Source organism: Amycolatopsis methanolica 239 (assembly GCF_000739085.1).
GTDB classification, from domain to species: Bacteria; Actinomycetota; Actinomycetes; order Mycobacteriales; family Pseudonocardiaceae; genus Amycolatopsis_E; species Amycolatopsis_E methanolica.
Map to the genome: position 1 here is coordinate 6881304 of NZ_CP009110.1, position 24612 is coordinate 6905915.

At 71.6% G+C, this 24612-nt stretch carries 25 protein-coding genes; 14 read left to right on the plus strand and 11 right to left on the minus strand.

Annotation, left to right across the window (positions count from 1 at the left end; translation table 11 throughout):
- Window positions 1-9 precede the first annotated feature (9 nt).
- Both AMETH_RS33645 and AMETH_RS33650 read right to left on the minus strand, forming a co-directional pair.
- Complete coding sequence (locus AMETH_RS33645) at window positions 10-573, minus strand: DUF305 domain-containing protein (protein ID WP_017985589.1); 564 nt, start codon at window positions 571-573, stop codon at window positions 10-12.
- Window positions 574-627: 54 nt separating this feature from the next.
- Window positions 628-975 (minus strand): hypothetical protein, encoded by a 348-nt coding sequence (locus tag AMETH_RS33650; RefSeq protein ID WP_223843003.1) that lies wholly within the window; start codon window positions 973-975, stop codon window positions 628-630.
- A 269-nt stretch (window positions 976-1244) separates the two neighbouring features.
- Here AMETH_RS33650 and AMETH_RS33655 point away from each other — a divergent pair, with 269 nt between their 5' ends.
- From AMETH_RS33655 to AMETH_RS33680, 6 genes are all read left to right on the plus strand, one after another.
- Complete coding sequence (locus AMETH_RS33655; protein WP_017985591.1) at window positions 1245-1496, plus strand: PASTA domain-containing protein; 252 nt, start codon at window positions 1245-1247, stop codon at window positions 1494-1496.
- A gap of 141 nt (window positions 1497-1637) precedes the next feature.
- Window positions 1638-2786 (plus strand): beta-1,3-glucanase family protein, encoded by a 1149-nt coding sequence (locus AMETH_RS33660; protein ID WP_017985592.1) that lies wholly within the window; start codon window positions 1638-1640, stop codon window positions 2784-2786.
- Window positions 2787-2799: 13 nt separating this feature from the next.
- Window positions 2800-3762, plus strand: a complete 963-nt coding sequence (locus AMETH_RS33665) for a chitinase (RefSeq protein WP_017985593.1) — start codon at window positions 2800-2802, stop codon at window positions 3760-3762.
- Window positions 3763-3935: 173 nt separating this feature from the next.
- Entirely contained in the window at window positions 3936-5774 is a 1839-nt protein-coding gene (locus AMETH_RS33670; protein ID WP_051079470.1) for a hypothetical protein, read from the plus strand.
- 66 nt (window positions 5775-5840) lie between these two features.
- Window positions 5841-7502, plus strand: a complete 1662-nt coding sequence (locus AMETH_RS33675; protein WP_017985595.1) for a hypothetical protein — start codon at window positions 5841-5843, stop codon at window positions 7500-7502.
- Between the two features lie 28 nt (window positions 7503-7530).
- Window positions 7531-7737 carry a hypothetical protein gene (locus AMETH_RS33680; RefSeq protein ID WP_026153609.1) on the plus strand — a complete coding sequence of 69 codons (207 nt, stop codon included), beginning with the start codon at window positions 7531-7533 and terminating at the stop codon, window positions 7735-7737.
- A gap of 59 nt (window positions 7738-7796) precedes the next feature.
- Here AMETH_RS33680 and AMETH_RS33685 read toward each other — a convergent pair whose 3' ends face one another.
- The 7 genes from AMETH_RS33685 to AMETH_RS33715 all read right to left on the minus strand — a co-directional run bounded on the left by AMETH_RS33685 (window position 7797) and on the right by AMETH_RS33715 (window position 11700).
- On the minus strand, window positions 7797-8033 hold the full coding sequence (locus tag AMETH_RS33685) for a hypothetical protein (RefSeq protein WP_017985597.1): 237 nt from the start codon (window positions 8031-8033) through the stop codon (window positions 7797-7799).
- A gap of 95 nt (window positions 8034-8128) precedes the next feature.
- Window positions 8129-9400 carry a YeeE/YedE family protein gene (locus AMETH_RS33690; protein ID WP_017985598.1) on the minus strand — a complete coding sequence of 424 codons (1272 nt, stop codon included), beginning with the start codon at window positions 9398-9400 and terminating at the stop codon, window positions 8129-8131.
- Window positions 9401-9471: 71 nt separating this feature from the next.
- Complete coding sequence (locus tag AMETH_RS33695) at window positions 9472-9798, minus strand: GNAT family N-acetyltransferase (protein WP_017985599.1); 327 nt, start codon at window positions 9796-9798, stop codon at window positions 9472-9474.
- Between the two features lie 52 nt (window positions 9799-9850).
- On the minus strand, window positions 9851-10129 hold the full coding sequence (locus tag AMETH_RS33700) for a DUF6295 family protein (RefSeq protein ID WP_017985600.1): 279 nt from the start codon (window positions 10127-10129) through the stop codon (window positions 9851-9853).
- Between the two features lie 11 nt (window positions 10130-10140).
- On the minus strand, window positions 10141-10878 hold the full coding sequence (locus tag AMETH_RS33705; protein WP_017985601.1) for a dienelactone hydrolase family protein: 738 nt from the start codon (window positions 10876-10878) through the stop codon (window positions 10141-10143).
- A gap of 31 nt (window positions 10879-10909) precedes the next feature.
- Entirely contained in the window at window positions 10910-11281 is a 372-nt protein-coding gene (gene crcB, locus AMETH_RS33710) for a fluoride efflux transporter CrcB (RefSeq protein ID WP_017985602.1), read from the minus strand.
- Window positions 11278-11700, minus strand: a complete 423-nt coding sequence (locus AMETH_RS33715; RefSeq protein WP_223843005.1) for a fluoride efflux transporter FluC — start codon at window positions 11698-11700, stop codon at window positions 11278-11280. The genes crcB and AMETH_RS33715 overlap by 4 nt, the downstream gene beginning before the upstream one ends.
- A 374-nt stretch (window positions 11701-12074) precedes the next feature.
- On the opposite strand from AMETH_RS33715, the gene AMETH_RS33720 reads away from it, so the two are divergent.
- Complete coding sequence (locus tag AMETH_RS33720) at window positions 12075-12359, plus strand: DUF3040 domain-containing protein (RefSeq protein WP_038532582.1); 285 nt, start codon at window positions 12075-12077, stop codon at window positions 12357-12359.
- 3 nt (window positions 12360-12362) lie between these two features.
- Here AMETH_RS33720 and AMETH_RS33725 read toward each other — a convergent pair whose 3' ends face one another.
- Window positions 12363-12878 carry a DUF6328 family protein gene (locus AMETH_RS33725; protein ID WP_017985606.1) on the minus strand — a complete coding sequence of 172 codons (516 nt, stop codon included), beginning with the start codon at window positions 12876-12878 and terminating at the stop codon, window positions 12363-12365.
- Window positions 12879-12936: 58 nt separating this feature from the next.
- Between AMETH_RS33725 and AMETH_RS33730 the strand changes: the two genes are divergently transcribed.
- Together AMETH_RS33730 and AMETH_RS33735 are read left to right on the plus strand one after the other, a co-directional pair.
- Entirely contained in the window at window positions 12937-13470 is a 534-nt protein-coding gene (locus AMETH_RS33730) for a superoxide dismutase family protein (RefSeq protein ID WP_026153611.1), read from the plus strand.
- An 80-nt stretch (window positions 13471-13550) separates the two neighbouring features.
- Window positions 13551-13802: a hypothetical protein gene (locus AMETH_RS33735; protein WP_017985608.1), complete on the plus strand. Its 252-nt coding sequence runs from the start codon at window positions 13551-13553 to the stop codon at window positions 13800-13802.
- A gap of 403 nt (window positions 13803-14205) precedes the next feature.
- On the opposite strand, the gene AMETH_RS33740 is transcribed toward AMETH_RS33735, so the two are convergent.
- Window positions 14206-15207 (minus strand): LacI family DNA-binding transcriptional regulator, encoded by a 1002-nt coding sequence (locus AMETH_RS33740; protein WP_017985609.1) that lies wholly within the window; start codon window positions 15205-15207, stop codon window positions 14206-14208.
- Between the two features lie 153 nt (window positions 15208-15360).
- Here AMETH_RS33740 and AMETH_RS33745 point away from each other — a divergent pair, with 153 nt between their 5' ends.
- The 5 genes from AMETH_RS33745 (at window position 15361) to dusB (ending at window position 24536) form a co-directional block, all read left to right on the plus strand.
- Entirely contained in the window at window positions 15361-16650 is a 1290-nt protein-coding gene (locus AMETH_RS33745; RefSeq protein WP_017985610.1) for an MFS transporter, read from the plus strand.
- Window positions 16647-20198 (plus strand): hypothetical protein, encoded by a 3552-nt coding sequence (locus AMETH_RS33750; RefSeq protein WP_017985611.1) that lies wholly within the window; start codon window positions 16647-16649, stop codon window positions 20196-20198. Before AMETH_RS33745 ends, AMETH_RS33750 begins: the two co-directional genes overlap by 4 nt.
- Complete coding sequence (locus tag AMETH_RS33755) at window positions 20195-22900, plus strand: glycoside hydrolase family 78 protein (RefSeq protein ID WP_017985612.1); 2706 nt, start codon at window positions 20195-20197, stop codon at window positions 22898-22900. The genes AMETH_RS33750 and AMETH_RS33755 overlap by 4 nt, the downstream gene beginning before the upstream one ends.
- Before the next feature lie 66 nt (window positions 22901-22966).
- Window positions 22967-23362, plus strand: a complete 396-nt coding sequence (locus AMETH_RS33760; protein WP_017985613.1) for a hypothetical protein — start codon at window positions 22967-22969, stop codon at window positions 23360-23362.
- Window positions 23363-23390: 28 nt separating this feature from the next.
- Complete coding sequence (gene dusB, locus AMETH_RS33765) at window positions 23391-24536, plus strand: tRNA dihydrouridine synthase DusB (protein WP_017985614.1); 1146 nt, start codon at window positions 23391-23393, stop codon at window positions 24534-24536.
- The last annotated feature ends 76 nt before the right edge of the window (window positions 24537-24612 follow it).

The following is a 24612-nucleotide window of genomic DNA, read 5'->3' on the forward strand; positions in this document are numbered from 1 at the left end:
GCCCGCACGTCAGGCCAGCATCGCCTGCATCTCGGTGATCTCCGCCTGCTGGCTGTCGATGATCCGCTGGGCCAGTGCCTTCGCGTCGGCGTTCGAGCCCTCCGCCAGCTCGGTCCGCGCCATCTCGATCGCGCCCTGGTGGTGCTCGATCATCATCCGCAGGAACTGCCGGTCGAACTCGGCGCCGGTGGCGTGCTCGAGCGCCGTCATGTCGTCGTGGCCCATCTCGCCGGGCATCGAGTGGTCCATCGGCGTGGCCGGCGCGCCCCACTGGGTGAGCCAGCCGCGCATCTGCTGGATCTCCGGGTCCTGCGCCCGCTGGATGCGGGCGGCGAGGTCGAGAACGCCCTGGTCGGTGCTGCGGCCGGGCGCCAGCTCCGCCATCGCGAGCGCACCTTCGTGGTGCGGGATCATCATCCGGGCGAAGTCGATGTCGGCCTGGTTGTGACCGGCCTGCTGCTCGGCCGCGGTCGTGGTGGTGCCGTGGGATTCGTGGCTCTGGCTGCCCGCGCCGCATCCGGCGAGCAGGGCGGCGGCCAGCACGAAGCCGCCCACGAACATGGTCTTGCGCATGGGAAGGAAACCTCTCGTGTGTTTGCTACTGCGAATTCGGCGGACGAGCGCCGATCACAGCCGCAGCACGCAGAGGCCGGCGAGCACCGCCCGACCGGAGGGGCGGTCCGGCGCCCGCGAGCGGGGACGGCCGGCGGGGCGACGAGCGAGCGGCGGGTTGCGCAGCGCACGCAGCAGCATCCACAGGCCGAGCAGCACCCCGGCCAACAGCACGGCGAGGCACAGGTGCAGCACGTCGTGCGTCATGCCGTGGCCGTGGTCGCCGTCGGGTTGCCCGGCGTGGGCGACCACGGTCGCGACCGCGCTCTCCGGGTGGTCCGCTCCGGCGATGTGGTGCATGCCGACCAGGCCGAACGTGAGCAGGCACAGCAGCACCGCTCGTCGCCAGCCGGTCACCGTCACGCGATCAGGATATGCCGAGCGGCGGATCGGGCGGCGGCATCGGGGGCTCCGGCGGAGTCGGCGGCACCGGCGGCTCGGGCGGTGGCGGCGGCACCGGATCGGGACCCGGCCCGGGCGGGATGGGCTCGGGACCGGGAGGCACGGGATGCACCATGTCGTCCTCCTCGGTCGTTGTCGACATGCCCGGTATACCCGGTTCCCGATCGCGGCGCACGTCGTCGATCTGCGCCTAGACTGGTCGCATGCGGCGGCACCGGCCAATAGTCGAAGTGCCCGACGTCGTTGGCCTCGGCGCGGACGACGCGTGCTCGATCGTGCGCCGCGCCGGGCTGGTCCCCGCCGGGCCCGAGGGCATGCCCGCCCCCGAGGAGGGCGTGGTCGTCGCGCAGGCGCCGATCGGCACGGCAGGCGCCGAGGAGGGCGCCACGGTCGTCCTGATCACCCAGCACGGCCGCCGCCCAGCGGACGATCCGATCACGCCGCCGCCGAGCGAAGAGGCCGACACCCTCCAGCCTGCCTGATCGGGCAGCCACCCCTTCCCGGCCGTCCCGCGACCGGACAACGCCTGTCAGCACTTCACCTGATGAGCCTATTGTCCGTTGCCGCGCACGCCACTCACATTGGTATAGACCACCCACTAGGTCGGATGAAAGGGTCTGCCGATGCTGAGTCGCCGGAGCTTCCTCCTCGCCGCGAGCGCCGGAGCGGTGGCGCTCTCCGTCAGACCGGCGAGCGCGGCCACCGCGCTGCCCCTGACGATCGTCAACCACAGCGGCGAGTTCGCGAACACCTCGATCTGGTGCTACCTGGTCGGCACCGACAGCGCGGGCAACCAGTTCCGGGTCCGCGCGGACGGGTCGATCGCGCCGGTTTCGTTGTCCGACAACGGTTCTGATGGCTTCACCGACTACGCGATCCCGTTGCGCGCGAGCGGCGCCACCACGATCAACGTGCCGCCGATGTCCGGGCGGCTGTACTTCGCGCTGGGCCAGAAGCTCAAGTTCAAGGCCGTGACCGACGGCGCGGGACGGCCCGCGCTGCAATACCCCGCGGGGTGGGTGGCCGGCGACCCGAACTACCCGGTCCTGCACGACTTCGTCGAGTTCACGCTCGACGACCTGGGCATGCACTGCAACACCACAATGGTCGACCAGTTCAGCGTGCCGTTGTCGATCCAGCTCACCGGCGCTGCGTCGCAGAGCACCGGCACGCTCAGGGCGGGCGGCCGGGCGCAGATCTTCGACCAGGTCCGGGCGCGGCCGGACTTCGCGAACCTGGTCGTGGACGACCTGCGGGTGATCGCGCCCGGTCATGGCCTGGATGCCGGCCGGTTCTCCGCAAGCTACTTCGACAGCTACACCGACGCGGTTTGGGCCAAGTACGCGAGCACGGACCTGCGGCTGGACACCGGATCCGCGGTCTTCACCGGGCGCGTCGGATCCGACGGCAACCTCGTCGTCCGCGACGGCTCCGGCCGCACCGCCGCGCCGATCCGCCGACCGTCCACACGGGACATCCTGTTCTGCGACGGCGCACTGGCCGCGCCGAACGACGGGCTCACCGGCCCGGTCGCCGCGCTGCTCGGCGCCGCGCTGAACCGCTCGACGCTGTTGGACAACCCGAACCAGCCGGTCTCCGACCCGGGCGCGTTCTACCGCACGGCGGTCACCAACCACTACGCGCGGATCATGCACACCGCCACCGCGGACGGGCGAGCGTACGGCTTCGCGTTCGACGACGTCGGCGGGTTCGCCTCCTACATCGAGGACCCCGCCCCGCGGTCCTGCACCGTCACCCTCACCCCGTTCTAGGAAGGGCCCGCACATGAAACGACTGATCGTGCTCGTGTTCGCCGGGCTCCTCGTGGCGCTCGGCTGGGCGCCCGCGCAGGCCGCGTTGCCGTCCAAGCAGTTCACCGGCTACTGGCAGAACTTCGTCAACTCGGCACAGCCGCTGAAGCTGTCGCAGGTGCCGGACGCCTACGACGTCATCGTGCTGGCCTTCGCCAACGCCGACCCCGCCACGCCCGGCGCGGTGACGTTCGGCGTGGACCCGGACCTGTCGAACGCGCTCGGCGGCTACACCGATGCCGACCTGAAGGCCGACATCGCGGCCAAGAAGGCGGCGGGCAAGTCGATCGTGCTGTCGATCGGCGGCGAGCGGGGCAACATCGACCTGAGCAGCGCGGACCGGGTGAGCGCTTTCGTCGACTCGTTCACCCGCGTCGCGACCGAGTTCGGCATCCAGGGCATCGACGTCGACCTGGAGGGCACGTTCGACGCTGCGAACACCGCGAGCGCGGTGACGCAGGTGCACGACCGCATGGGCGACGGCTTCCTGGTCACGATGGCGCCGCAGACGCTCGACGTGCAGCCCGGCGGCCGGTACCTGACGCTCATCGAGAGCGTGAAACCGCTGATCACCGTCGTGCACACGCAGTACTACAACTCCGGGTCGATGCTCGGGTGCGACGGGCAGGTGGTATCGCAGGGCAGCGTCGACTTCATCACCGCCCAGGCCTGCCACCTGCTGCAGGTGCTGCGGCCGGACCAGGTCGCGATCGGGTTGCCCGCCACCGCGCAGGCGGCGGGCAGCGGCTACGTGGCGCCCTCGGTGGTGAACGCGGCGCTCGACTGCCTGGCGACGCGGACCAGCTGCGGGTCGTACGTGCCGGCGACCGCGTGGCCGGGCATCAGCGGCGTGATGACGTGGTCGGTCAACTGGGACGCCTCGTCGGGCTGGGCGTTCTCCACCCCGATCCGGGCACACCTGGACGCGCTCGGCTGACTGTCCGTACTGGACACCCGCCCAGTGTCACTCGTCAGGGTGACACGGGGAACTTTTTGCGTGGGTTATTCCCAACCTTTGACACTGCTTTGACACCCGTCGGCGCTGCACGGAACCATTCCGTTCCGCCCAATTCCGGGGCACAGATTCAGGGAACGGAACATGGAGAAGGCATGCGCCTGAAATCGCCGTCATGGCGAAAAATATTGACCGGCACGGCGGCCGTCGCACTGGCCGCCGGCGCCGTGACCTACACGGGCACGAGCAGCGCCTACGCCGACGTGCAGGTGGTCACCGATTCTAAAACCGGTGCGGACGGAAAGCAGTACTGGGTAGAGAACCACCTGGTCGGCGGGGACGTCAATAAAATTCGCAGTGAAAACAATGGGCAGCGCAAGGAATGGTTGCTCGTGTGGGCGGGCGACGAGAACATCGCGGACACCGTCGTCAAGGACGTCAAGAACCTGCCCGGCACCATCAGCGGCGGTCTCAACAAGGCGAAGAACGCGCTGCCCGGGCCGGACTTCCTCGCCGTCATCGACGCGACCGAGGGCTCCCCGACGTACGGCAAGGTGGTCAACACCGCCACCGTCGGCCCGCTGGTCGAGAACGAGCCGCACCACATGCAGTACGTGTGGCACAAGGGCGACACGATCTACGCCGGCGCGTTGTTCGCGGCCGCGACCTACGCGTTCGACGTGAGCGCGTTGCCGCAGCTCAAGCTCAAGGGCGTCAGCCTGCCGACGCAGACCCTCGGCGGGTCGGTCCCGGACGCCTACTGGGTGCTCAAGGACGGGACTGCCTACGGCACCTACATGGGTGGCCCGGTCGCGCCCGGCCCGTACACCTACGCCAACGGCCAGACCGTGATCAGCAACGGGTTCGCGGGCAGCCCCGGTGAGGTCGTGCGGTTCGACCAGAACGCGCAGGTCCTGTCGCAGACCTCGGCGGCCACGCCACAGGGCGACAACGCGAAGCTGTGCGAGAACCTGCCGACGCTGGGCCAGCCGACCTGCGCGAACCCGCACGGCATCCAGGCCCGCGAGGACCTGAACACCCTCGTGACCAGCGACTACGCGGAGCCGCGGAACATCATCCTCGACCCGGTCAAGCAGCCGTCGCCGTACCTGCGCCGCCCGACGGTCCGGACCTGGGACATCTCCGACCGCAACAACCCGAAGCTCAAGGCCGTGTCCTACCTGCCGGACGGCCCGCGAGCCGGGGACTACGACCCGCTCTACGCGGAGAGCCGTGCGGTCATGGAGACCACGGTGACCAACCTGCCCGGCCACAAGGGCGCCTTCGCCCAGACCATGCAGGGCGGCGCGGTGTTCTACACGCCGGACATCACCAAGGCCGAACCCCACTGGTACCAGGTGTGGGACGACGGCGCGGCGAACCGGGCGCTGGGCAACAACGACAGCATCGGCGCCAGCTCCAACGGCGGCTGGATCCAGACCAGCCCGGACGACCGGTTCCTCTACCGCGCCATCCAGGGGCGGCAGAAGGGCACCCTCGGGCCGGACGACCCCGGCACCACCGGTGGCGTCTATGTCCTGAACATCGAGAACCTGCTCGCGCAGGGTCCGGACTGGGCCGGTCCTGGCATCCAGACCAAGGAGCAGGCGCGCAGCGGCGCGGACAACGGGGTGCTGCCCACGCTCGCCGGCGCGGCGCCGATCAACCCGGGCACGCCGGGGGCAGGCCCGCACTGGGGCGCGTACGACAACTTCGAGCTGGGCGAGGACGGTTTCTACCACGAGGTCACCTCGCCGGACCGGCTCGCGGTGTCGAACTACTTCGTCGCCCGGTCCGGTTTGGACGGCGACCACAAGGTCAACATCGTGAAGCTGTCACCGGACGGCAAGGCCACGGTGGACCAGAACTTCCGTGACGAGTTCACCGGCCAGGTGGGCATCAACTTCAACCGGAAGTCGTGGCCGCACGGCGATTTCGGCAACGCAAAGCCCCACTCGGAACTGTTCGTCGTCGCTGACGCGGACGTGAAGTAAGCACGCGGCCGTGCGTGGCCGGGCCGGACCCGGCCACGCACGGCCCCGGTGCGGAAGAGGTAACTCATGGACCACGGGTCCCATCCGGTCACCGGCTCGGCCGGGCTGGATCTGGCCGCGCTGATCGTGCGGCTGGTGTTGCTGCCCGCCACGGCGTTCGTCGCGGGGATCGGGCTGCTGCGGCCGCAGGTGGACACGCTGCCCCGCCGGTTGCGGCAGGTCACCGTCGTGCTGGGCGGCCTGTCGGCGGTGCTGGCTGTGGTGTCGGCGGTGGCCTTCGACGTCAACGTCGTCGGCGCGGTCGTGCACGCGCTGCTGGTGCTGGCCGTGCCGGTGCTGACCACGCGGCGGCCGCCGGTGGGCCGCTGGGTGGCCACCGCGCTGCTGGTGTTGCTGGTGCTGGAGACCGCGCTCGGCCGGTCCGGGGTGGAGTTCGCCATCGACACGGTCTACGTCGCCGCGACGGCCGCCTGGTTCGGGCTGGCGTCGCTGGCGCTGGCCCGCGCGGAGACGCCCCGGCTCGGTCCGCTGTCGTGGACGCTCGGCGGTGTGCTGGCGCTGGCGGGCGCGGTGCAGCTGGTCCTCTCCGGGGTGGCGTTCGACCGGCGGCTGTACGAGACCGGGTTCGGCATCGCGCTGCTGGCCGCGTTCGTGCTTCCGATCGTGGCGGCCGTGTTGTGGCGGCGGGTCGCGGTCGTCGGCGTCGCGGCCGCGTTCGTGGCGTGGAGCGCGTTCGTCGCCCTGCCGGCACCGGCCGAGTTGCCGGTGCCCGGGGTGCCGTTGCTCGCCGACGCGGGTGGCACGCCGGTGCTGGTGAGCCCGCAGCGGCCCGGCCGGAACCTCGTCCACCTGGCCACGGCCGGCTCGGTCGCGGTCGGGGACGGGCCGGCCGTCCAGGCGGTCGCGCGGCCGGGCGCTTCGGGGTTCTGGGCCGAGGTCGACCTGCCCGCGGGGCGCAGCTCGCTTGTGGTTTCCGGCCGGACCATCGAGGTGGACACCGGTTCGGCGAGCGGGGTCGCGACGGCGTCCGGCCCGGACGGACCGGAGTGCGCGACGACCGCGCTGGGCGGGTTGGTCGCCGGGCGCAAGGACGTGCTGACGGCTTGCCCGGCGGACGCACTGTCCGAAGCGGACGCGGACGCGCTGCGCAAGCTCGTCGGTTTCCTGGCCGCCCGCGGGACGGGCTCGATCACGGTCGTCGGCGATTCGTCGGCGCGGGGCACGGAGGCGGCCCGGGTGGTCCGCGACGCCGCCGCGGTCAGCCGGGTGGCGGTGCGGCCGGATGGTGCGGCGCTGGTGGTGGTGTCCGGATGGGCGCAGGCGGCGTCGGCGCTGGACGGTGCGGCCGCGGCGCAGCGGGAGCGGCCGGCGTACCCGTACGGGCTGTACGTCGCGCCGTGGTTACTGACCGGGCCGCTGGTGAACACGGTGGCCAGCTCGACGGTGCCGCTGCGGTTCGACCCGCGGGAGCAGGCGGCGGTCAGTTACGCCGTGGCGCTGGACAACGCGTTCCCCGGCGAGGCGGCGACGGTGACCGGGTTCCGGCAGTGGCTCGGCCCGGAGCAGCCCGAACCGCCGCGGGTGCAGCTGTTCGCGGCGGCGCAGGTCAACGCGATGCCGATGGCGCCGGGGCAGCCGCACGCGCCGGGCATGGACGTGCCGGGTGAGGGCGCCGGGTTCTTCGTTCCACAAGGGACGGTCGTGCCGATCAGTTTTCCGCTCGGTTGAGACGGGCGGAGCAGAAAGGAGAGTGCAAGTGCGCAGGAGTGTGGCAAGGGTGCTGGCGGGCGGCGTGATCGCAGCCGCGGCGCTGGGGTTCGGCGGCGGCATCGCGAGCGCCGACGAGGTGCCGATCTGGCTCGTCCCGGGAGTCGACGCGGGCCCCCTGCTCGACCCGACGACCGGGGCGCCGACCGCGGTGCTGGCGCCGGTCTACGGCCTGCTGACCGAACTGGCGGGCTGAGCCGGACAAGGAAGAGCCCCGCGCCAGGTGGGTGGCGCGGGGTTCTTCCGTGTTCAACCTCAGCCGAAGCTCGGCAGCAGCTTGCCCGGCGCCGCGTTGATCGACCGGACGAGCCCGATCACCGGCACGCCCAGCGGCGCGAAGGTGTAGGCGTTGTTGAGGTTGGTCGTGTCCGGCTCGTCCACGACGGCCACGTCGCCCGGCGCGGGAGCGGCCAGCGCGGGTGCCGCGGCGCCGAGCACGGCCGCCCCGGCGAGGGCGCTCGCGACGAGGCCCCGGATCACGGTCTTCTTCATGTTCCCACCTTTCTCTGTCGGGGATTTTCCTTCCCCGCAACGAAGAATGGCAGGACAACCCGGCGGTTGTCCTGCCATTCCAGGGCTTGGGAACGTCAGCAGATCGAGTCGGCCGGCTTCGGGTTGGCGAGCCCGAACAGGGGCCGCAGCTTCAGGCCGATCCACGTGCCGCCCAGCGCGAAGATGCCCCACAGCCAGCCGTGCAGGCTGCCGGTGGAGATGCCCGCCAGGTAGGCGCCGATGTTGCAGCCGCCGGCGAGCCGGGCGCCGACGCCCATCAGGATTCCACCGAGGACGGACGCGATCGCCGTGCGCCACGGGATCTCCGAGTGGATCTTCCAGGTGCCCGCGGCCGCGGCGGCGACGGCGGCGCCCAGGATGATGCCGATGTCGGTGAGGCTGGTCTTGTCCGTCCAGATCGGACTCGCCAGCGACTTGGCGTTGCTGGTGGTCTGCCAGAACTCCCACGTTTCCGGGTGCAGGCCGATCAGCTGCAGGAACTTCGCGCCCCACAGGGCGAAGGCGAACGTGACGCCCCAGGTGCCACCCGAGACGAGCACGACCGCGGCGGCGAGCACGGCCAGCACGACCGCGCCGACGAGCAGCGGCCACGAGCCGCGGAAGACGCGGGCGAAGCCCTTCGCGGTGGGCGGCACGCCGACCGGCGGCGGGTTGCGGCGCGCCTGGACCACCCGCGTCACGACGACGACCAGCCCGAGCACCGCGATGGTGATGGCCCACGAGCCGAACCAGCCGACGTGGTCGGCGAGCAGCACGCCGGACACCTGCGGCCAGCCGTCGAAGACCGGGAACGCCCAGGTGTAGAGGACAGATCCGGCGATGAACCCGCCCAGCGTGAGCACGATCGACGACTGCCCGGACCCGACCGCGAACAGCGTGCCGGACGCGCACGCCCCGCCGAGCTGCATGCCGATGGCGAACAGCGCGGCGCCGACGAACAACGCGAGCCCGATCGGGCCTGCCGTGGCCTTCGGCGTGGTGCCGAACAGGCCGGTGCCGGTGCCGATGAGCAGGGCGATCAGGGTCGCGGCGGTGCCGAGCAGCAGGGCGTGGGCACGCAGGCCCTCACCGTTGCCGACCGCGATGAGCTGCCGCCACGCCGAGGTGAACCCGAAGCGCGAGTGGTACAGCGCGAGGCCGAGGAACAGCCCGATGACCAGCAGCGCGCCGAACTTGCCGCCGTAGGTGGCCCAGACGTACCAGCTCAGCGCGACCGACCCGGCGGCCGAGATCGCGAGCGGCACCCAGCGGACGGGCGCCTCCGGCTCCGGGATCGGCGCGGCGCACGAGGTGGGCGAGCGCAGCAGGAAATTGCCGGCCGGGGGCCGGTCGGTGACAGCGGACACAGAGCACTCCAAAACGGGCCATGGGGGTCAACCACGGACCACGTTAAGACTCCGTGAACCATTCGCCCAGGTCATCCCAGAGTGCGGTACGCCATCAGGTGGCTGGCCTCACAGGTGAATCCCAGCCGCTCGTAGAACGGCACGACCGCGCCCGCCGCCACGAGCTGCACACGCCGGGTGCCCGCGACCCGCACCAGCCGTTCGACCATCCGCCTGCCCAGGCCCGCGCCCTGGTGATCGGGGTGCACCACCACGTCGACGATCAGCAGGTACATCGCGCCGTCGCCGACGAGTCGCGCCATCCCCGCGAGCCCGGACGCGCCGCGCGCCAGCACGCCGTGCACCGAGCCGTCCAGCGCGGCCCGGCACACGTCGTCGTCCGGCGACGGCCAGCCCACCGCGGCCCGCAGCGCGCGGTACTCCGCGACGGTGGCAGCCCGTCCTCGACGCTCACATCGGCTGCTTCGCCGAGGCCAGCCCCTTCGGCGCGGAGGCGATCGCCCGGTGGATGGCGTCCGCCAGTGCCAGCGCGGCCTCCTCGGTCAGCTCCACCGGCACCCGCGCCGACGGCCCCTCCGCCGGGTTGAGGAAGTCGATGTTCACCGTGTGCGCGTACTGCGCGTGCGTCGGGTGGTCGACGTAAACCGAAGCGTGCGTCAGCGGGATCCACCCCCGCGCCGACTTGCCGCTGCCGTCGATCTCGATCTGCTCGGTCAGGTAGGTGCACATGTCGTCTCTCCTCACACCAGGTGCTTGCCGAAGAAGTCGAAGACTCGCCGCCACCCGTCGACCGAGGCCTCCGGTCGGTAGCTGGGCCGGTCGACGGCGAAGAACGCGTGCCCCGCGCCGTCGTAGGTGTGGAACTCGTGTGGTTTGCCCAGCCGGTCGAGCTCGGCGGACAGCGTCGCGACCTCCTCGGGCGACGGGAACTTGTCCTCGGCGCCGAACAGCCCGAGCAGCGGGCACGACAGCTGCGGCGCGAGCCCCAGCAGCGGCTTCATCCCGGCCATCTGCGGCGGCGGGTCGTTGACCACGAACGCGCCGTAGCAGTCGACCGCGGCGTCGATCCGGATGCTGCACGCGGTCAGGAATGTCTGCCGCCCGCCGGAGCAGTAACCGATCACGCCGATCTTGCCGTTGGCGCCCTCGAGCCCCTTCAGGTGGTTCGCCGCGCCCTCGACGTCCCCGACGAGCCGCTCGTCCGGGACGCCGCCCTGGGCGCGGGCGGTCGCGGCGGCGTCGTCGGGGTCCGCGCCCGGCGCCTCGCGCCAGTAGAGGTTGGGGCAGATCGCGTGGTAGCCGTGGACGGCGAAGCGCCGCACGATCTCCTTGGTCGCCTCGTCGTAGCCGGGCATGTGGTGGATCACCACGACCCCGCCGCGTGGCGCCGGGTCCAGTGGCGTGGCCAGGTAGGCCTCGACCTCGTCGCCACCATGCCCGGTGATCCTGACGGTCTCGGCCCGCATCGCATCGGTCATGGCGTCAGCCTGGCACGACGCGGAGTGATCGTCACACCGCCACAAACGCCTGCACAGCGGCAAATCCGACATACGCGCCGCCGACCCCGGCGGCGACGCTGAGCACGATGTTCATCGCCGCGTAGAAGTGCGCCTTCTGCTCGACCAGCCGCAACGTCTCGTAGCTGAACGTGCTGTAGGTGGTCAGCGCGCCGCAGAAACCGGTGCCGAGCAGCGCGAACAGCGGTGCGGGCAGCGCGGCGCCTGCGCCGGCGAGGCCGCCGAGGACCACGCACCCGGCCAGGTTGACCAGCAGCGTGCCCCACGGGAACGGGCCGCCGTGCCGCGCCTGCACAGCGCGGTCGGCGAGGTAGCGCAGGGGTGCGCCGACCATCGCGCCGGCGATGACGAGGACAGCCGTCATCGGCCCGCCAGCAGGCGCGTGACGGCGACGCCGGCGAGGACGGCGAGCCCAGCCGTGAGAAGCGTTCCGCCGAGGTAGGCGAGCGCCATGCCCGCCGAGCCTGCCTTCAGCAGCCCGTGGATTTCCACGGTGTAGGTGGAAAACGTGGTGAACCCGCCGAGGACGCCGACCCCGAGGAAGGGCCGGACCAGGTGGTGCACCTTTACCTCGGTGACCAGCACCATCAGGACGCCGATCAGGAAGCAGCCGGTGACGTTGACGAAGAACGTCGTCCACGGGAACTGGCCCGGCGCCGTCGGCCAGGTGGTGGCCAGTTCGTATCTGGCCAGCGCACCGATCCCACCGCCGATCGCCACGGCCGCCACGACGGGGACTTGCGATCGGCGAGTGGTGGTGGCCGTGCCGGGATCACCGCTCACAGCCACCACCGTAACGTCTCACTCGGCCTGCTTCGGCTCCTCGACCAGGTCCTCGAGCAGGCGGTCGAAGTCGAACTCCTCGCGCAGCGCCTCGAAGATCGGCGTGTCACCAATGACGCGCTCGTCGGTCTTGCTCATCAACAGCACCTTCTCCCTCGCCCGCGCGTGCACTCCCACACGGTTCGTTCTCGCAGGACCGGACGCTCTCCCCTCGCCCTTTGGCTCCCGCGATCGGGTTAACGATCGGGTTAACGGGAGGTAATATTACCTACTCACCGTGAGGGCGCACGGGACGACAGCCAAAGCACAGCGCAGATCACATCGTGACAAGGACCCGTCGGCGAGCGATACTGGTCGGTAGAGGCGGTGCGGCGATGGCACTCCACGGTGAAGAACAGCGACGGCTCTCGGAAATCGAGCGGCAACTGGCCGCTGAGAACCCACGGCTGGCGCAACGGCTTGCCGAACTACGGCCGATGCGCGTGTCCGGCATCCTGCTGTCCGTCCTCGGAATCCTCTGCTCGCCAGTGCTGGGGCTGTTCCTGCTTGTGGCGGCGGCCCAGTCACAGGCAGTGATCCTGTTCGTGATCGGAACCCTGTTCACTTCCGTGGTGCCGACGGCGCTGATCTGGCGCGCCTGGCTGCACCGGTTGTACTGACGGCTACTCGGCAGCCGCGGAGTCGCTCGGCGGTACCCGGGACGGGCGGGTGTCACGCACGGAGTGGTTCGCCAGGAAGTTCGGGACCACGAACCACAGCACCGCGAACGTGAGGCCGACCAGACCGGCGACGACGGCCATCGCGATGGGGCCGTAGACCACCTTCGCGATCAGCGACACCGTCGCGGTGATCGCGGCCGCCAGGCACACCAGGCCCGCCAGGACGGCGCGGTTGCCCGCCCGCAGGATGTCGTCCCGGCGGCCCGCACGGAACAGGATCCGGTGCCACGCCGCGGGCGAGGACAGCAGCGCCGTGGAGACGACGGCGAGCAGGACCGCCGCCAGGTGCACGGCCTTCTCGAACCCGCTGGCCGCGCGGAACTCGCTGGTGAACACCACCGTGAGCAGGAAGCCGAACAGGATCTGCACCCCGGCCTGCGCCACCCGCAGCTCGCCGAGGAGCTCGTTCACGTTGCGCGCGAGGCGCTGGTTCGGGGTCTCTTCGTCGCGACCGCTCACGGAGATCAGCCTATGGGAGGATTTGCCTGGTCACAGATTGACCGATAAATGGAACATCATGCGAATCGTCCCCTTGGCCCTCGCCGCGGCCGCGCTGCCGGCCCTCTGGCCGGCCGAAGCCGTCGCCGCCCCCGCCGCGCAGGTGGGCGCCGGCGCCTCCGTCGTGCGCTACAACACGGCCCTCGTGCCGGAGGGGGCGACCGCGCGGGCGTTCACGGCGTCGGTGACGGGCACCCTGACCACGCTGGCCGTGCGTGGCCTGCTGCCCGGCCGCGAGTACGGCGCCCACGTGCACGCCAAGCCCTGCGGCGCGGCCCCGAACGATTCGGGGCCGCACTACCAGCACGTTCCCGACCCGGTGCAGCCCTCGACCGACCCCGCGTACGCCAACCCGCGCAACGAGATCTGGCTGGACTTCACCACGTCCGCGAACGGCAGCGGGTTCGCCGTGTCGCGGGTCGACTGGACCTACGGCGACCGGTTGCCCGGCTCCGTGGTCATCCACGAGACGCACACGCACACGGACCCGGGTCACGCCGGGACGGCGGGCGGGCGGCTGGCCTGCCTGAACCTCGAGTTCGGGCCGAGGTGACCGCCACGGCCAGGTGAATCCGGCATGAGCCGGACGGCCGCGGGTAGGCCCGGACGGAGCAGCGGCGGAGGGGAGAAGCGGTGGAAGCGACCCCGGACGACCATCCGGTCTGGGTGACCAGCGCGGACGGCACGGCCGAGCACGCGGTTCCCGACACGGCCATGGCACCCGGCCAGGAACTGGAAGCGGTGTGCGGCGCGCGGTTCCTCCCCGCCGCCATGACCGCCCCACCGGGCCGGACCTGCGAGGAATGCCTCACGTACCTGCTGGTACCCGCCCCACGTGAACCGGAACCGCGCCGCCTCTGGCGCCGTTACGTGGCCAAACATTGAGGGCCGAACCCGCGAGGAGTGCCCACCACCTACTGGTGGCCGCCCTCACGAACCGGAACCGCGCCCCTGGTGCCGGGCCACTTGCCGGCCGCCGAGCCAACCCGCGACGAATGCCTGACCCACCTGGCAGTGCCCACCGAGTGGCGTCGCTCGTGGCCGAACACCACGGCAGCGCGCGAACGCGCCCTGGCGCATGGCCGGCTCTTGCCGGTCGCCGCTTCACGAGACACGGCGCGCCAAGCGGACGCGCTCCGGCGCCCGAGGCCTGGCCCGAACGCCACACGCGCGGCCCGCCCGCCAAACTTCCGAGCCCGCCTCGCCAAGCCGGCTTCGCGCCGCCTCGATCGGCCCCGCCGCAACACCGATCACCCCAGCCGCCAGAGTTCCCAGCCCCGGGAACCGCTCAGCGGCGGTACTGCGTCGAGGCCCGCACGACCAGCTCCGGCTTGAACACCACCGACCGGTGCGGCGGCCGGTTCTCCGGGTCCGCCGTCTCCGCGATCAGCAGCTCGGCCGCCGTCTGTCCCAGCCGGCGCGCGGGCTGGCGCACCGACGTCAGCGGCACCGCGGCCGCGCCCGCGAACTCGATGTCGTCGTAGCCCACGATCGCCATCTCGTCCGGCACTCGCACGCCGGCGCCGACCATCGCCTGCAGCACCCCCAGAGCCAGCAGGTCGTTGGCGCAGAACACCGCCGTCGGCCGGGGGCTCATGCCGAGCAGCCGCGCGCCGGCGTCCCGCCCGGACTCCACGTCCAGCTCGCTCGTCTCGATCACCGACAGCTCCGCCCCGGACCCCTCCAACGCGGTGCGCAGCCCCTGCTCCCGGTCGCGGCACTGCGTGAGTATCCGCGGCCCGTTGACGAACGCGACGTGCCGGTGCCCGGTCTCCAGCAGGTGCCGCCCGGCGAGCTCGCCACCCGCGAGATCGTCCACCGACACCGAACTCGCCTCGTCCGCGGGCACCTTCCGGTCCACGAACACGTACGGGATCCCGCTGCGGCGGAAGGTCTCCAGCGCCGCGCCCGACGTGTCGACCGGGCTCAGCAGCAGCCCCCGCACCCGCTGCTCGGCCAGCAGCGACAGGTACGACTCCTCGCGGTCGACGCGCTGCCCGCTGTTGCACGTGATGACGCTCAGGCCCGCATCGTGGGCGGCCTGCTCGGCGCCGCGGGCGACGTCGACGAAGAACGGGTTCGCCAGGTCGAGGACGAGCAGCGCCATGATGCGGCTGCGGCCGGCCCGCAGCTGCCGCGCGGACTCGTCGCGGACGTAACCCAGCTCCTCGATCACCGACAGCACGCGTGACCGGGTCGCCGGGGAAACGATGTGCGGCCGGTTGACCACATTGGACACCGTGCCGATGGAGACCCCGGCGCGCCGGGCCACATCCTTGATGCCAACCATGCGTCCCCTCGATCTCCCAGAGACCACAGCCTAGCACGCATGAAACGTTCAATGGGCCGAACAGAAGCTTGTTATTCCCCCACTCAAACGCTAACCTGCCTCCTTAATACGTTTCAAAATGTGTCCCGCGTCAACGAAGACGAGGAGTACCACATGACCTCACGCGAAACCGTCGGCACGAGCTCGGCCGAGGACGGCGGCACGATCAGCCGCCAGCAGTGGCGGTGGTCCGTGCTCGCGGGCATGGCCTCCTACCTGGATGCCGGGTCGATCGTCGCGCTCGGCGCGGGCCTCGCCCTCTTCCAGAGCTACCTCGGCCTCTCCGACGGCGCCGTCGGCGCGCTCGCCGCGCTCGGCCCGAACGCCATCGGCTGCGCGATCGGCGCGTTCATCGGCGGCAGGCTGGGCGACAAGCTTGGCCGGAAACGGATCTACAAGTACGACCTGCTGGTCTACGCGGCCGGCATCCTGTGCATCGCGCTCGCGGTCAACACGCCGATGCTGTTCATCGGGACCTTCGTCGTCGGTGTCGCGGTCGGCGCGGACGTGCCGACGTCGCTGGCGCTGGTCGGCGAGTTCTCCCCGTCGAAGGCGCGCGGGAAACTGCTAGGCTTCACGCAGGTCGCGTGGAACCTCGGCCCGGTGATCGTGCTGTTGCTGTCGCTCGCGCTGACCCCGCTGGACCTGCTCGGCACGCGGATCGTGTTCCTGCACCTGTTCGTCATCGCGCTGGTGACCTGGGCGATGCGCCGCGGCCTGTCCGAGTCCGCGCGCTGGACGTCGGCGTCGTCCACGAAGGACGTCAAGTACCAGCTGAAAGCGCTTTTCCGGGGCGCACACCTCAGGGCGCTGCTGTTCACCGGCATCGTCTACGTGTTCTGGAACATCGCGGCCGGCACCGGCGGCATCTTCACCCCGTACGTGATCAAGACCCTCAACGCGGGCAGCCAGGCGGCAAGCGTCGCGTTGTCCTGCGCCGGGTTCCTGATCGGCATCCTGGTCACGACGCTGGTGTTCATGCGCTTCGCCGACCGCAGCCACCACACGCGCAAGTGGATGTGGGGCATCGGCGCGGTCATGCAGATCGTCGCCTACGGCATCTACGTGGTGCTGCCGTTCAACATCCCGGTGATCATCGCGAACATCGTGTTGTTCGGCGTCGGCTGCTCGCTCGCAGGTGAGGCGTTCTACAAGGTGTGGAGCCAGGAACTGTTCCCGACGATGCTGCGCGGCACCGCGCAGGGCTTCACCTTCGGCGTCGCCCGGACGCTGCTCGGCGTGTGGAGCTTCTTCCTGCCGACGCTGGCCAGCGGCGGGTTCACCGTCGCAGGCGGCCTGCTCACGCTGTTCCTGGTGATCAGCGGCGGGGTCGGGTTCTTCTTCATGCCCAACACGTCCGGCAAGTCGCTGGAGCAGATCGAGGCGGAGCGAGCCACCGCATGAGTTCCGACGAGCTGCTGACCCGGTTCACCGATCCCGGCCCCGAGTTCTCCCCTCTGCCGATCTGGTGGTGGAGCGGCGGCCGGGTCACCGGGGACCGGGTCCGGTGGCAGATGGAACAGCTGGTGTCGCAGGGCGTCCGGCAGGCGGTGGTGATGTGCCTGGCGCCGACCGGCCCGATGTTCGGTTCCCTGGCCGACGATCCGCCGTTCCTGAGTCCGAAGTGGATCGAGCTGCTGGACGGCGCCTGCGCGGACGCCGCCGAGCTGGGGTTCCAGCTCTGGATGTACGACCAGATCGGGTTCTCCGGCGCGAACTTCCAGGGCCGCCTCACCGCGGCCCGCCCGGAGTTCGCCGGGCTCGCCCTGCACCGGGACCCCGACGGCACGATCGGGCACCGCGTCAGCGGCTTCGACTACTTCAACCCGGACGCCTGCGCGGCCCTGCTCGACCAGGTGCACGGCGAGCTGGAACGGCACGTCGGACGCTGGTTCGGCACGGTGATCCCCGGGTTCTTCCAGGACGAGCTGCCGCCGCTGCCGACCTGGGGGCACGACTTCGCGGAGACCTTCGCCGCCGAGTACGGCTACGACCTGCTGCCGCGGCTGTCCGCGCTCTACGAGGGCGCGGACGCCGAGTCGGCCCGGGTACGCCGGGACTACCAGGAACACCGTGCCCGCCTCGCGCGCCGCGCGTTCTTCGGCCCACTGGCTCAGTGGTTCAGCCACCGCGGGCTCATCTGCGGTTTCGACCAGGCGAGCCCGGCCCGCGAAGGCGACCCGGTCGGCGGCGTGCGGATCTACGGCGACTACCTCGGCACGCACGCCGGGTTCGGCGCGCCGGGCAGCGACCACTGGGGCGACGCGAAGGTGCACAGCTCGCTCGCCCACGCGCACGGGCACCCGCGCACCTGGATCGAGGCGTTCCACTCGTCGGGCTGGGGCGGCACGCTGGAAGAGACCTACGACTGGCTCGCGCCGTTCCTGCGCCGCGGCGCCACGCTCTACGACCCGCACGCGGTGTACTACTCGACCGCGGGCGGCTGGTGGGAGTGGGCGCCGCCGTCCACGTGCTGGCGGCAGCCGTACTGGCCCGCCTACGGCCAGTTCGCCGGCGCGGTGAGCCGGTTGTGCTCGGTGCTGACGGCGGGCACCCACTCCTGCGACGTCGTGCTGCTGTCGCCGACCAGCACCGCCCAGGCCTACCTGACGCTCGACGGACCGCTGCCGCCCGCCGAACGGGCCGCGGCCTCGTTCCACGCGCTGAACGGCGTCGGCACGTGGTTCGCCGAGGAACGCGGTGCGCTGGAGCGGGCCGGGATCGACCACGACACGTTCGACGAGGCCACGATCGCCGCCGGGGAGGTTTCGGGCGGCGAGCTCCGGATCGGCGCGGAGACCTACCGGGCGGTGGTCCTGCCCGACGTCGAGCTGCTGCTCCCGGCCGCGGCCGCCCGGCTCGCGGAGTTCGCCGCGGCCGGAGGGACGGTCGTCTGCGTCGGCAGCTGCCCGGTCGAGGGCGCGGTCACGGTCCGCTCGCCGGAGGACGTGCCCGCGATCCTTCCGAAATCCCGGATCCGGTCCGACGTGCCGTTCCTGCTCCGGCGCCACGGCGACCGGCACGTGCTGCTGCTCACCGCGCACGACGAGCGCAGCGGCACCCGGGCGCCGATCGTCGACCTCGACCGCGAAGGCTGGACGGACCAGGGTTTTCCCTGGGAGGAGTACTGGCGGCAGTTGCGTGCGGACGGGTACGAGTTCGTCTCCCCGTCGGACCGGGTGGCACGGGTCGCGGGGGTGACCGGCCGCGCCCAGCAGTGGAACCCGCGCACCGGGGAGCGCACGGATGTCCCAGTCGTGGACGGCGAGGTCGAGGTCGTCTTCACCGATGGCCCGATCACGTTGCTCGTGTTCGGCGACGACCTCCCGGAGGCGACGCACGTCCCGCCCGGGCCCGTGATCCGGTCGGTGTACCTCGACGGCTGGCGCGCGCGGGCGGAGTCCACTCTGGACAACCGGCACGGCGATCTGGCCGCGCCCGCCCGCACCGGCGTGCTGCCGCTGGAGGTCTGGCGGCTGGGTGACGAGCTGGCCGGATACGGCGTCTTCGCGCAAGCCCGGGACGCCGACGGGTGGCGGCCCGCGGTCTGGTCGTTGTCCCGTGGCATCCGGGACGACCCCGGGCACGCGGAAGCGCTGGGCCCCAAGGGTTACGTGCCCGAGGAGTTCCTCGACTGGCGGTACGTGCGAGCCGGGGAGACGGTCGGCGTACGAACGTATCTGCCCTTGCCCGAACGCGACGCCCTGTTTCTCGCCGTCGGCGCGAGCGCGGCGCGGCGGGTGCTCGTGGACGGCGCGGAGGTTCCGGTCGACGGGCCGGGCTACCAGTCGTTCAGCCCGCTGCCGTCCGGCCGGACGGTGCGGATGGAGATCGAGTTCACCGCGGACCAGGACGGCCCGCTGCGGGCGTCGTTCGCGGTGGTCACCGATCCCGAGGGCTACCGCAGGCCGGAGTGGCTGGCGGGCGGGGAGATCAACCGCACCTTCCACCTCGACGAGGTGCCCACCGACGCGACCGTGCAGGTCGCGAGCGAGGAGGCCTGCCGGGTGCTCGTCAACGGCGCCGAGGTGGGCAGGCAGGGCGATTTCAACCCCTACCCCGGTTTCCGCGAGATCCGCATCCACCCCTACGACCTGCGCGCGCACCTCCGCCCAGGCGAGAACACGCTCACCCTGGTCACGACTGGCCCAGTCGCGGTGGATTCGCGCGACCCGCGGTTGGTCAGCGGGCCCGACTGGGGCGAGGTGCGCCGTCTGCACCGGCGCGATCCGCGGTTCCTGTGCCTGCACGCGCGGCCGCATCCGCTGCCCGGCGCGCACTGGCTCGAACCCGCCGCCGCGCCCGGTGACGTCGTCGTGCCGGTGGTCCCCGACGTCGCGCCTGCCGGGGAACGCACCGAGACGCTAACCTTCCCGGCCCCACTCGGGGCGGTGGCGCTGCGGATCCCGACCGACCTCGACGTCGTGGTGCGCGTCGGCGAGGCCGAGTACAAGCCGGTCGATCAGCGGGTGCGCTTCCCCGCGCCGCTCACCGCGGGCACCCCGGTGGAGCTGCGGTTCCGCGCGGTCGACGGCCGCCGGGGCGGGGCGCTGCTCGACTCCGGGATCGAGGTCGAGACCGCCGAGGCCCCGGTCGAACTGCGGAGCTGGGAGGACCTCGGGCTGCGTGCACTGGGCGGCCTGGTCCGGTACCGGACCACATTCGAGGCGCTGCCCGGCCGGGTCGTGCTCGACCTCGGCGAGGTGCGCGGCACGGCCGACGTGGTGGTGAACGGCCGGCTCGTCGACCGCCTGGTCTGGGGTCCGTGGCGGTCCGAAATCTCGGATGCGATCCGAGAGGGTGTCAACGAACTGGAAATCGTCGTCCGCGGAACGCTCGCCGGCTACCTCGACGACGCGTCACCCACGATGGCCGTAGCCGCCGGGCAGATCCGCACGGGACTGTTCGGGCCGGTGCGGCTGGTACAGCACGAGAAGGAGAGCGACCGTTGACCGTCACCGCCGTCCGCTTCGAGCACCACGACGTCGCGCTGGGCATCGGCACCGGCACGCCCCGCCTGTCCTGGCAGGTGCGCACCGACGACCCGGACTGGTCGCAGACCGCGTACGAGGTCGAGCTGAACGGTTCGGCCACGGTGCGGGTCGAATCCGCCGAGCAGGTGCTGGTGCCGTGGCCGTTCGAGCCACTGCCGTCGCGGACCCGGGCGACCGTGCGGGTGCGCGTCGGCGGCGAGTGGTCCGAGCCGGCCACCGTGGAAACCGGCCTGCTGCGCACGGAGGACTGGTCGGCGCGGTTCATCAGCCCGCGCACGATCGGCGGCATCGGGCAGCGCGCGCCGATCCTCACCCGCAGCGTGGAGCTGCGGCCGGGCATCGTGTCGGCCCGGCTGTACGCGACGGCGCACGGCGTCTACACCGCGTCGATCAACGGGTCCCGGGTCGGTGACGAGGTGCTGGCGCCCGGCTGGACCAGCTACCGGCACCGGCTGCGCTACCAGACCCACGACGTCACCTCGCTGCTCCGCGAGGGGACCAACGACCTGGAGTTCCTGCTCGGCAACGGCTGGTTCCGCGGGCGGCTGGGGTGGAACGGCCGCCGCGCGCTCTACGGCGATCGCCTGGCGCTGCTGGCCCAGCTGGAGGTGACCTACGCCGACGGCACCACCGAGGTCATCGGCACCGACGAGCGGTGGTCGGCGACGGAGAGCCGGATCACCGCCGACGACCTGTACGACGGGCAGCGCACCGACCTGACGCTGTCGGAGTCCGAAGTGGACGAGGTCGAGGTGGTCGAGGCCGACCTGAGCAGGCTCGTCGCGCCCGAGGGACCGCCGGTGCGTGTGACCGAAGTGGTGCCCGCGGTGCGGGTGTGGCCGTCGCCGTCCGGGAAGACGCTGGTCGACTTCGGCCAGAACGTGGTCGGCTGGGTGCGGCTGCGCGTGCGGGACGCCCGCGAGGTCACCGTGCGGCACGCCGAGGTGCTGGAGGACGGCGAGCTCGGCGTGCGGCCGCTGCGGTCGGCGAAGTCGACGGACACCTACGTCCTGCCCGGCGGCGCCGAAACCGTGCTGGAGCCGAGCCTGACGTTCCACGGGTTCCGGTACGCGGAAGTGTCCGGAGTGGACGATCTGCGGGCCGAGGACCTGGAAGCCGTCGTCGTACACAGCGACCTGCGACGCACCGGCTGGTTCAGCTGCTCGGACCCGGACCTGGAGAAGTTCCACGAGAACGTCGTGTGGGGGATGCGCGGCAACTTCCTGGACGTGCCGACCGACTGCCCGCAGCGCGACGAGCGGCTGGGCTGGACCGGCGACATCCAGGTCTTCTCGCCCACCGCATCCTTCCTCTACGACTGCGCCGGGTTCCTCCGCTCGTGGCTTGCCGATCTGGCCGCCGACCAGCACCCGGACGGCGCGGTGCCGTTCGTGATCCCGGACGTGCTACCCGGGGACAGCCCGACCGCGACGGCCTGGGGCGACGCCGCGGTGATCGTGCCGTGGGTGCTCTACCAGCGGTTCGGTGACGCGGAGGTGCTCGCGCGGCAGCTCGACAGCATGCGCGGGTGGGTCGACAAGATCGCCTCGCTGACCACGGACGGCGTGTGGGCGGGCGGGTTCCAGTTCGGCGACTGGCTTGACCCGTCCGCGCCGCCGGACGACCCGTTCGCCGCGAAGGCCGACTCGGACGTGGTCGCGACGGCGTACCTCGCGCGGTCCGCCGAGATCGTGGCGGCGGGGGCCGAGGCGCTCGGCCGGGACGGTTCGAAATATCGGACCCTGTCCGACGAAACGCGCGCCGCGTTCGCCAGGGAGTACGTCACCGGATCGGGCCGGGTGCTCTCGGACGCGCCGACCGTGTACGCGCAGGCGATCGAGTGGGCGCTGCTACCCACGGCGGAACAGCGCGCGGTCGCGGGGCGGCGCCTGGCGGATCTCGTGCGCACCAACGGCTTCCGCATCGCGACCGGGTTCGTGGGCACGCCGCTGATCGCGGACGCGCTCACCACGGCCGGCTACCCGGAGCTGGCCTACCGGCTGCTGCTCGAGCGCGGCTGCCCGTCATGGCTGTACCCGGTGACGATGGGCGCGACGACGATCTGGGAGCGCTGGGACAGCATGCTGCCGGACGGCTCGATCAACCCGGGCGAGATGACCTCGTTCAACCACTACGCGCTGGGCGCGGTGGCCGACTGGATGCACCGCACGGTCGCCGGCCTGGCGCCCGCCGCGCCCGGGTACCGGTCGATCGTCGTGCGCCCACTGCCGGACGCCGCGCTCACCCACGCCTCGGCCCGGCACGAGACGCCCTACGGTGCGGCTTCCGTGGCCTGGCGCCGGGCGGACGGGAAGCTGACGCTCGACGTCGTGGTGCCACCCGGCGCGCGGGCCGAGGTGCACGTGCCCGGCGGCCCGGTGGCCGAGGTCCGGCACGGCACGCACAGCTGGACGGTCGACGACCCGTGCCTGTCGCAGCCGCGCGTGCGGACCATTCGTGAACTGATCGGCTCGCCGAAGTGGCCGGAGGCGGTGTCGCTGCTGGTCTCGCACGGGCTCGCCGAGGACGCGGTGGACGCCGCGCACCGGGCCGGGCGCTACCTGGACCGCCCGGCGGCCGAGCTGGCCGATTTCCTGGCGATGAAGACGCTGTCCGACGGATCAGACGCGAAGCGGGCGCTGGAGAAGCTGCTGGCGTGAGCCGGTGTCAACTGGTCCGGTGACGGCTGGGCCGCGGCGCGGCTGATCAGGACCCATACTGGGGCCATGAACCAGCCGGAGCCGTTGTTCAGCTCGTCCCGGGCCTTCCGCGTCTGGCGCTACGGCGTCGAGCACTCGGAGCTGGTGCTGCGCACCGACGACAACCCCGACGAGCCGGTCGAGCTGCTGTTCGAGGGCGTCCTGTCGATGCGCTTCGACCAGCTGTGGTTCACCGGCCTCGTGGTCGGCCGCGCGGAGGACCAGGTGCTGCAGAGCCCCACCGTGGACATCCCGCACCTGAAGATCGAGCTCGGGTCCACCGGCCACGCCGCCCAGGTGGTGTGCCGTCGCCTGACCTGCGTCGGCGGCACCTCGCCGGACGGCAAGATCCTGTGGACGGTCACCGCACCCCGTCCGAAATCCCGGATCGCCGCCGACATCCCGGCGGTCGAACAGGCCTGACCGCGGGTGGCGCGAGTCACCAGCGACAATGGAGGACGTGACCGCCACCCTGAGCAAGCCCGCACTGAAGATCGGCCCGTACGAGGTCGATCCCCCGGTGGTGCTCGCGCCGATGGCCGGCATCACGAACGTCGCGTTCCGGCGGCTGTGCCGCGAGTACGGCGCGGGGCTGTACGTGTGCGAGATGATCACCGCCCGCGCCGTCGTCGAGCGGCACCCCGGGACCATGCACATGATGGCCTTCGACCAGGGCGAGTACCCCCGGTCGATGCAGCTGTACGGCGTGGACCCGAAGACGATGCGGGAAGCCGTCAAGATCATCGTCGGCGAGGGTCTCGCGGATCACATCGACAGCAACTTCGGCTGCCCGGTCGCCAAGGTCACCCGCAAGGGCGGCGGCGCGGCGCTGCCGTACAAGCGGAAACTGTTCGCGCAGATCGTGCGCGCGTCGGTGGAGGCGGCCGAGGCGGCGGGCGTGCCGTTCACGGTCAAGTTCCGGATCGGCATCGACGACGACCACCACACCTTCCTCGACGCCGGCCGCATCGCCGAGGCCGAGGGCGCGGCGGCGGTGTCGCTGCACGCGCGCACGGCCGCGCAGCGCTACTCGGGCAAGGCCGACTGGAGCGCGGTCGCCCGGCTGAAAGAGGCCGTGCAGACCATCCCGGTGCTGGGCAACGGCGACATCTTCACGGCCGACGACGCGCTGCGGATGGTGGCCGAGACCGGGTGCGACGGCGTGGTCGTCGGCCGCGGGTGCCTGGGCAGGCCGTGGCTGTTCGGCGAGCTGGAGGCCGCGTTCGCCGGCCGCCCGATCCCGGAGGGGCCCCGGCTGGGCGAGGTCGCCAAGGTGCTGCGGCGGCACGCGGAGCTGCTGGTGCAGCACGACGGCCACGACAAGGCGATGCGCGACCTGCGCAAGCACATGGCCTGGTACTTCATGGGCTTCCCGGTGGGCTCCGAGCTGCGCCGTCGGTTCGCGATGGTGTCGTCGATGGACGAGCTGGACGAGCTGATCGGCCAGCTGGACCACGCGGCGCCCTTCCCGGCGGACGCCCTCGGCCCGCGTGGCCGCCAGGGCTCGCCCGGCAAGGTCACGCTGCCGCACGGCTGGCTCGACAACCCGGACGACGACCTGGTGCCCGAATCCGAGGACATGCACTCGGGCGGCTGACCCGGGCCCTCCCCGTTCGCTGGGCGCGTCTCGGTCAGGTGTCGCACTCAGCGACAAGCGGCGCAATCCGCTCCGG

Coding starts and splice junctions, on each gene's coding strand:
- AMETH_RS33760 (WP_017985613.1), top strand. CDS start 22,967: ATGAACCAGCCGGAGCCGTTGTTCAGCTCGTCCCGGGCCTTCCGCGTC.
- AMETH_RS33670 (WP_051079470.1), top strand. CDS start 3,936: ATGCGCCTGAAATCGCCGTCATGGCGAAAAATATTGACCGGCACGGCG.
- AMETH_RS33665 (WP_017985593.1), top strand. CDS start 2,800: ATGAAACGACTGATCGTGCTCGTGTTCGCCGGGCTCCTCGTGGCGCTC.
- AMETH_RS33645 (WP_017985589.1), bottom strand. CDS start 573: ATGCGCAAGACCATGTTCGTGGGCGGCTTCGTGCTGGCCGCCGCCCTG.
- AMETH_RS33700 (WP_017985600.1), bottom strand. CDS start 10,129: ATGTGCACCTACCTGACCGAGCAGATCGAGATCGACGGCAGCGGCAAG.
- AMETH_RS33740 (WP_017985609.1), bottom strand. CDS start 15,207: ATGGTTGGCATCAAGGATGTGGCCCGGCGCGCCGGGGTCTCCATCGGC.
- AMETH_RS33675 (WP_017985595.1), top strand. CDS start 5,841: ATGGACCACGGGTCCCATCCGGTCACCGGCTCGGCCGGGCTGGATCTG.
- AMETH_RS33720 (WP_038532582.1), top strand. CDS start 12,075: ATGGCACTCCACGGTGAAGAACAGCGACGGCTCTCGGAAATCGAGCGG.
- crcB (WP_017985602.1), bottom strand. CDS start 11,281: ATGACGGCTGTCCTCGTCATCGCCGGCGCGATGGTCGGCGCACCCCTG.
- AMETH_RS33745 (WP_017985610.1), top strand. CDS start 15,361: ATGACCTCACGCGAAACCGTCGGCACGAGCTCGGCCGAGGACGGCGGC.
- AMETH_RS33660 (WP_017985592.1), top strand. CDS start 1,638: ATGCTGAGTCGCCGGAGCTTCCTCCTCGCCGCGAGCGCCGGAGCGGTG.
- AMETH_RS33705 (WP_017985601.1), bottom strand. CDS start 10,878: ATGACCGATGCGATGCGGGCCGAGACCGTCAGGATCACCGGGCATGGT.
- AMETH_RS33730 (WP_026153611.1), top strand. CDS start 12,937: ATGCGAATCGTCCCCTTGGCCCTCGCCGCGGCCGCGCTGCCGGCCCTC.
- dusB (WP_017985614.1), top strand. CDS start 23,391: ATGGAGGACGTGACCGCCACCCTGAGCAAGCCCGCACTGAAGATCGGC.
- AMETH_RS33750 (WP_017985611.1), top strand. CDS start 16,647: ATGAGTTCCGACGAGCTGCTGACCCGGTTCACCGATCCCGGCCCCGAG.
- AMETH_RS33685 (WP_017985597.1), bottom strand. CDS start 8,033: ATGAAGAAGACCGTGATCCGGGGCCTCGTCGCGAGCGCCCTCGCCGGG.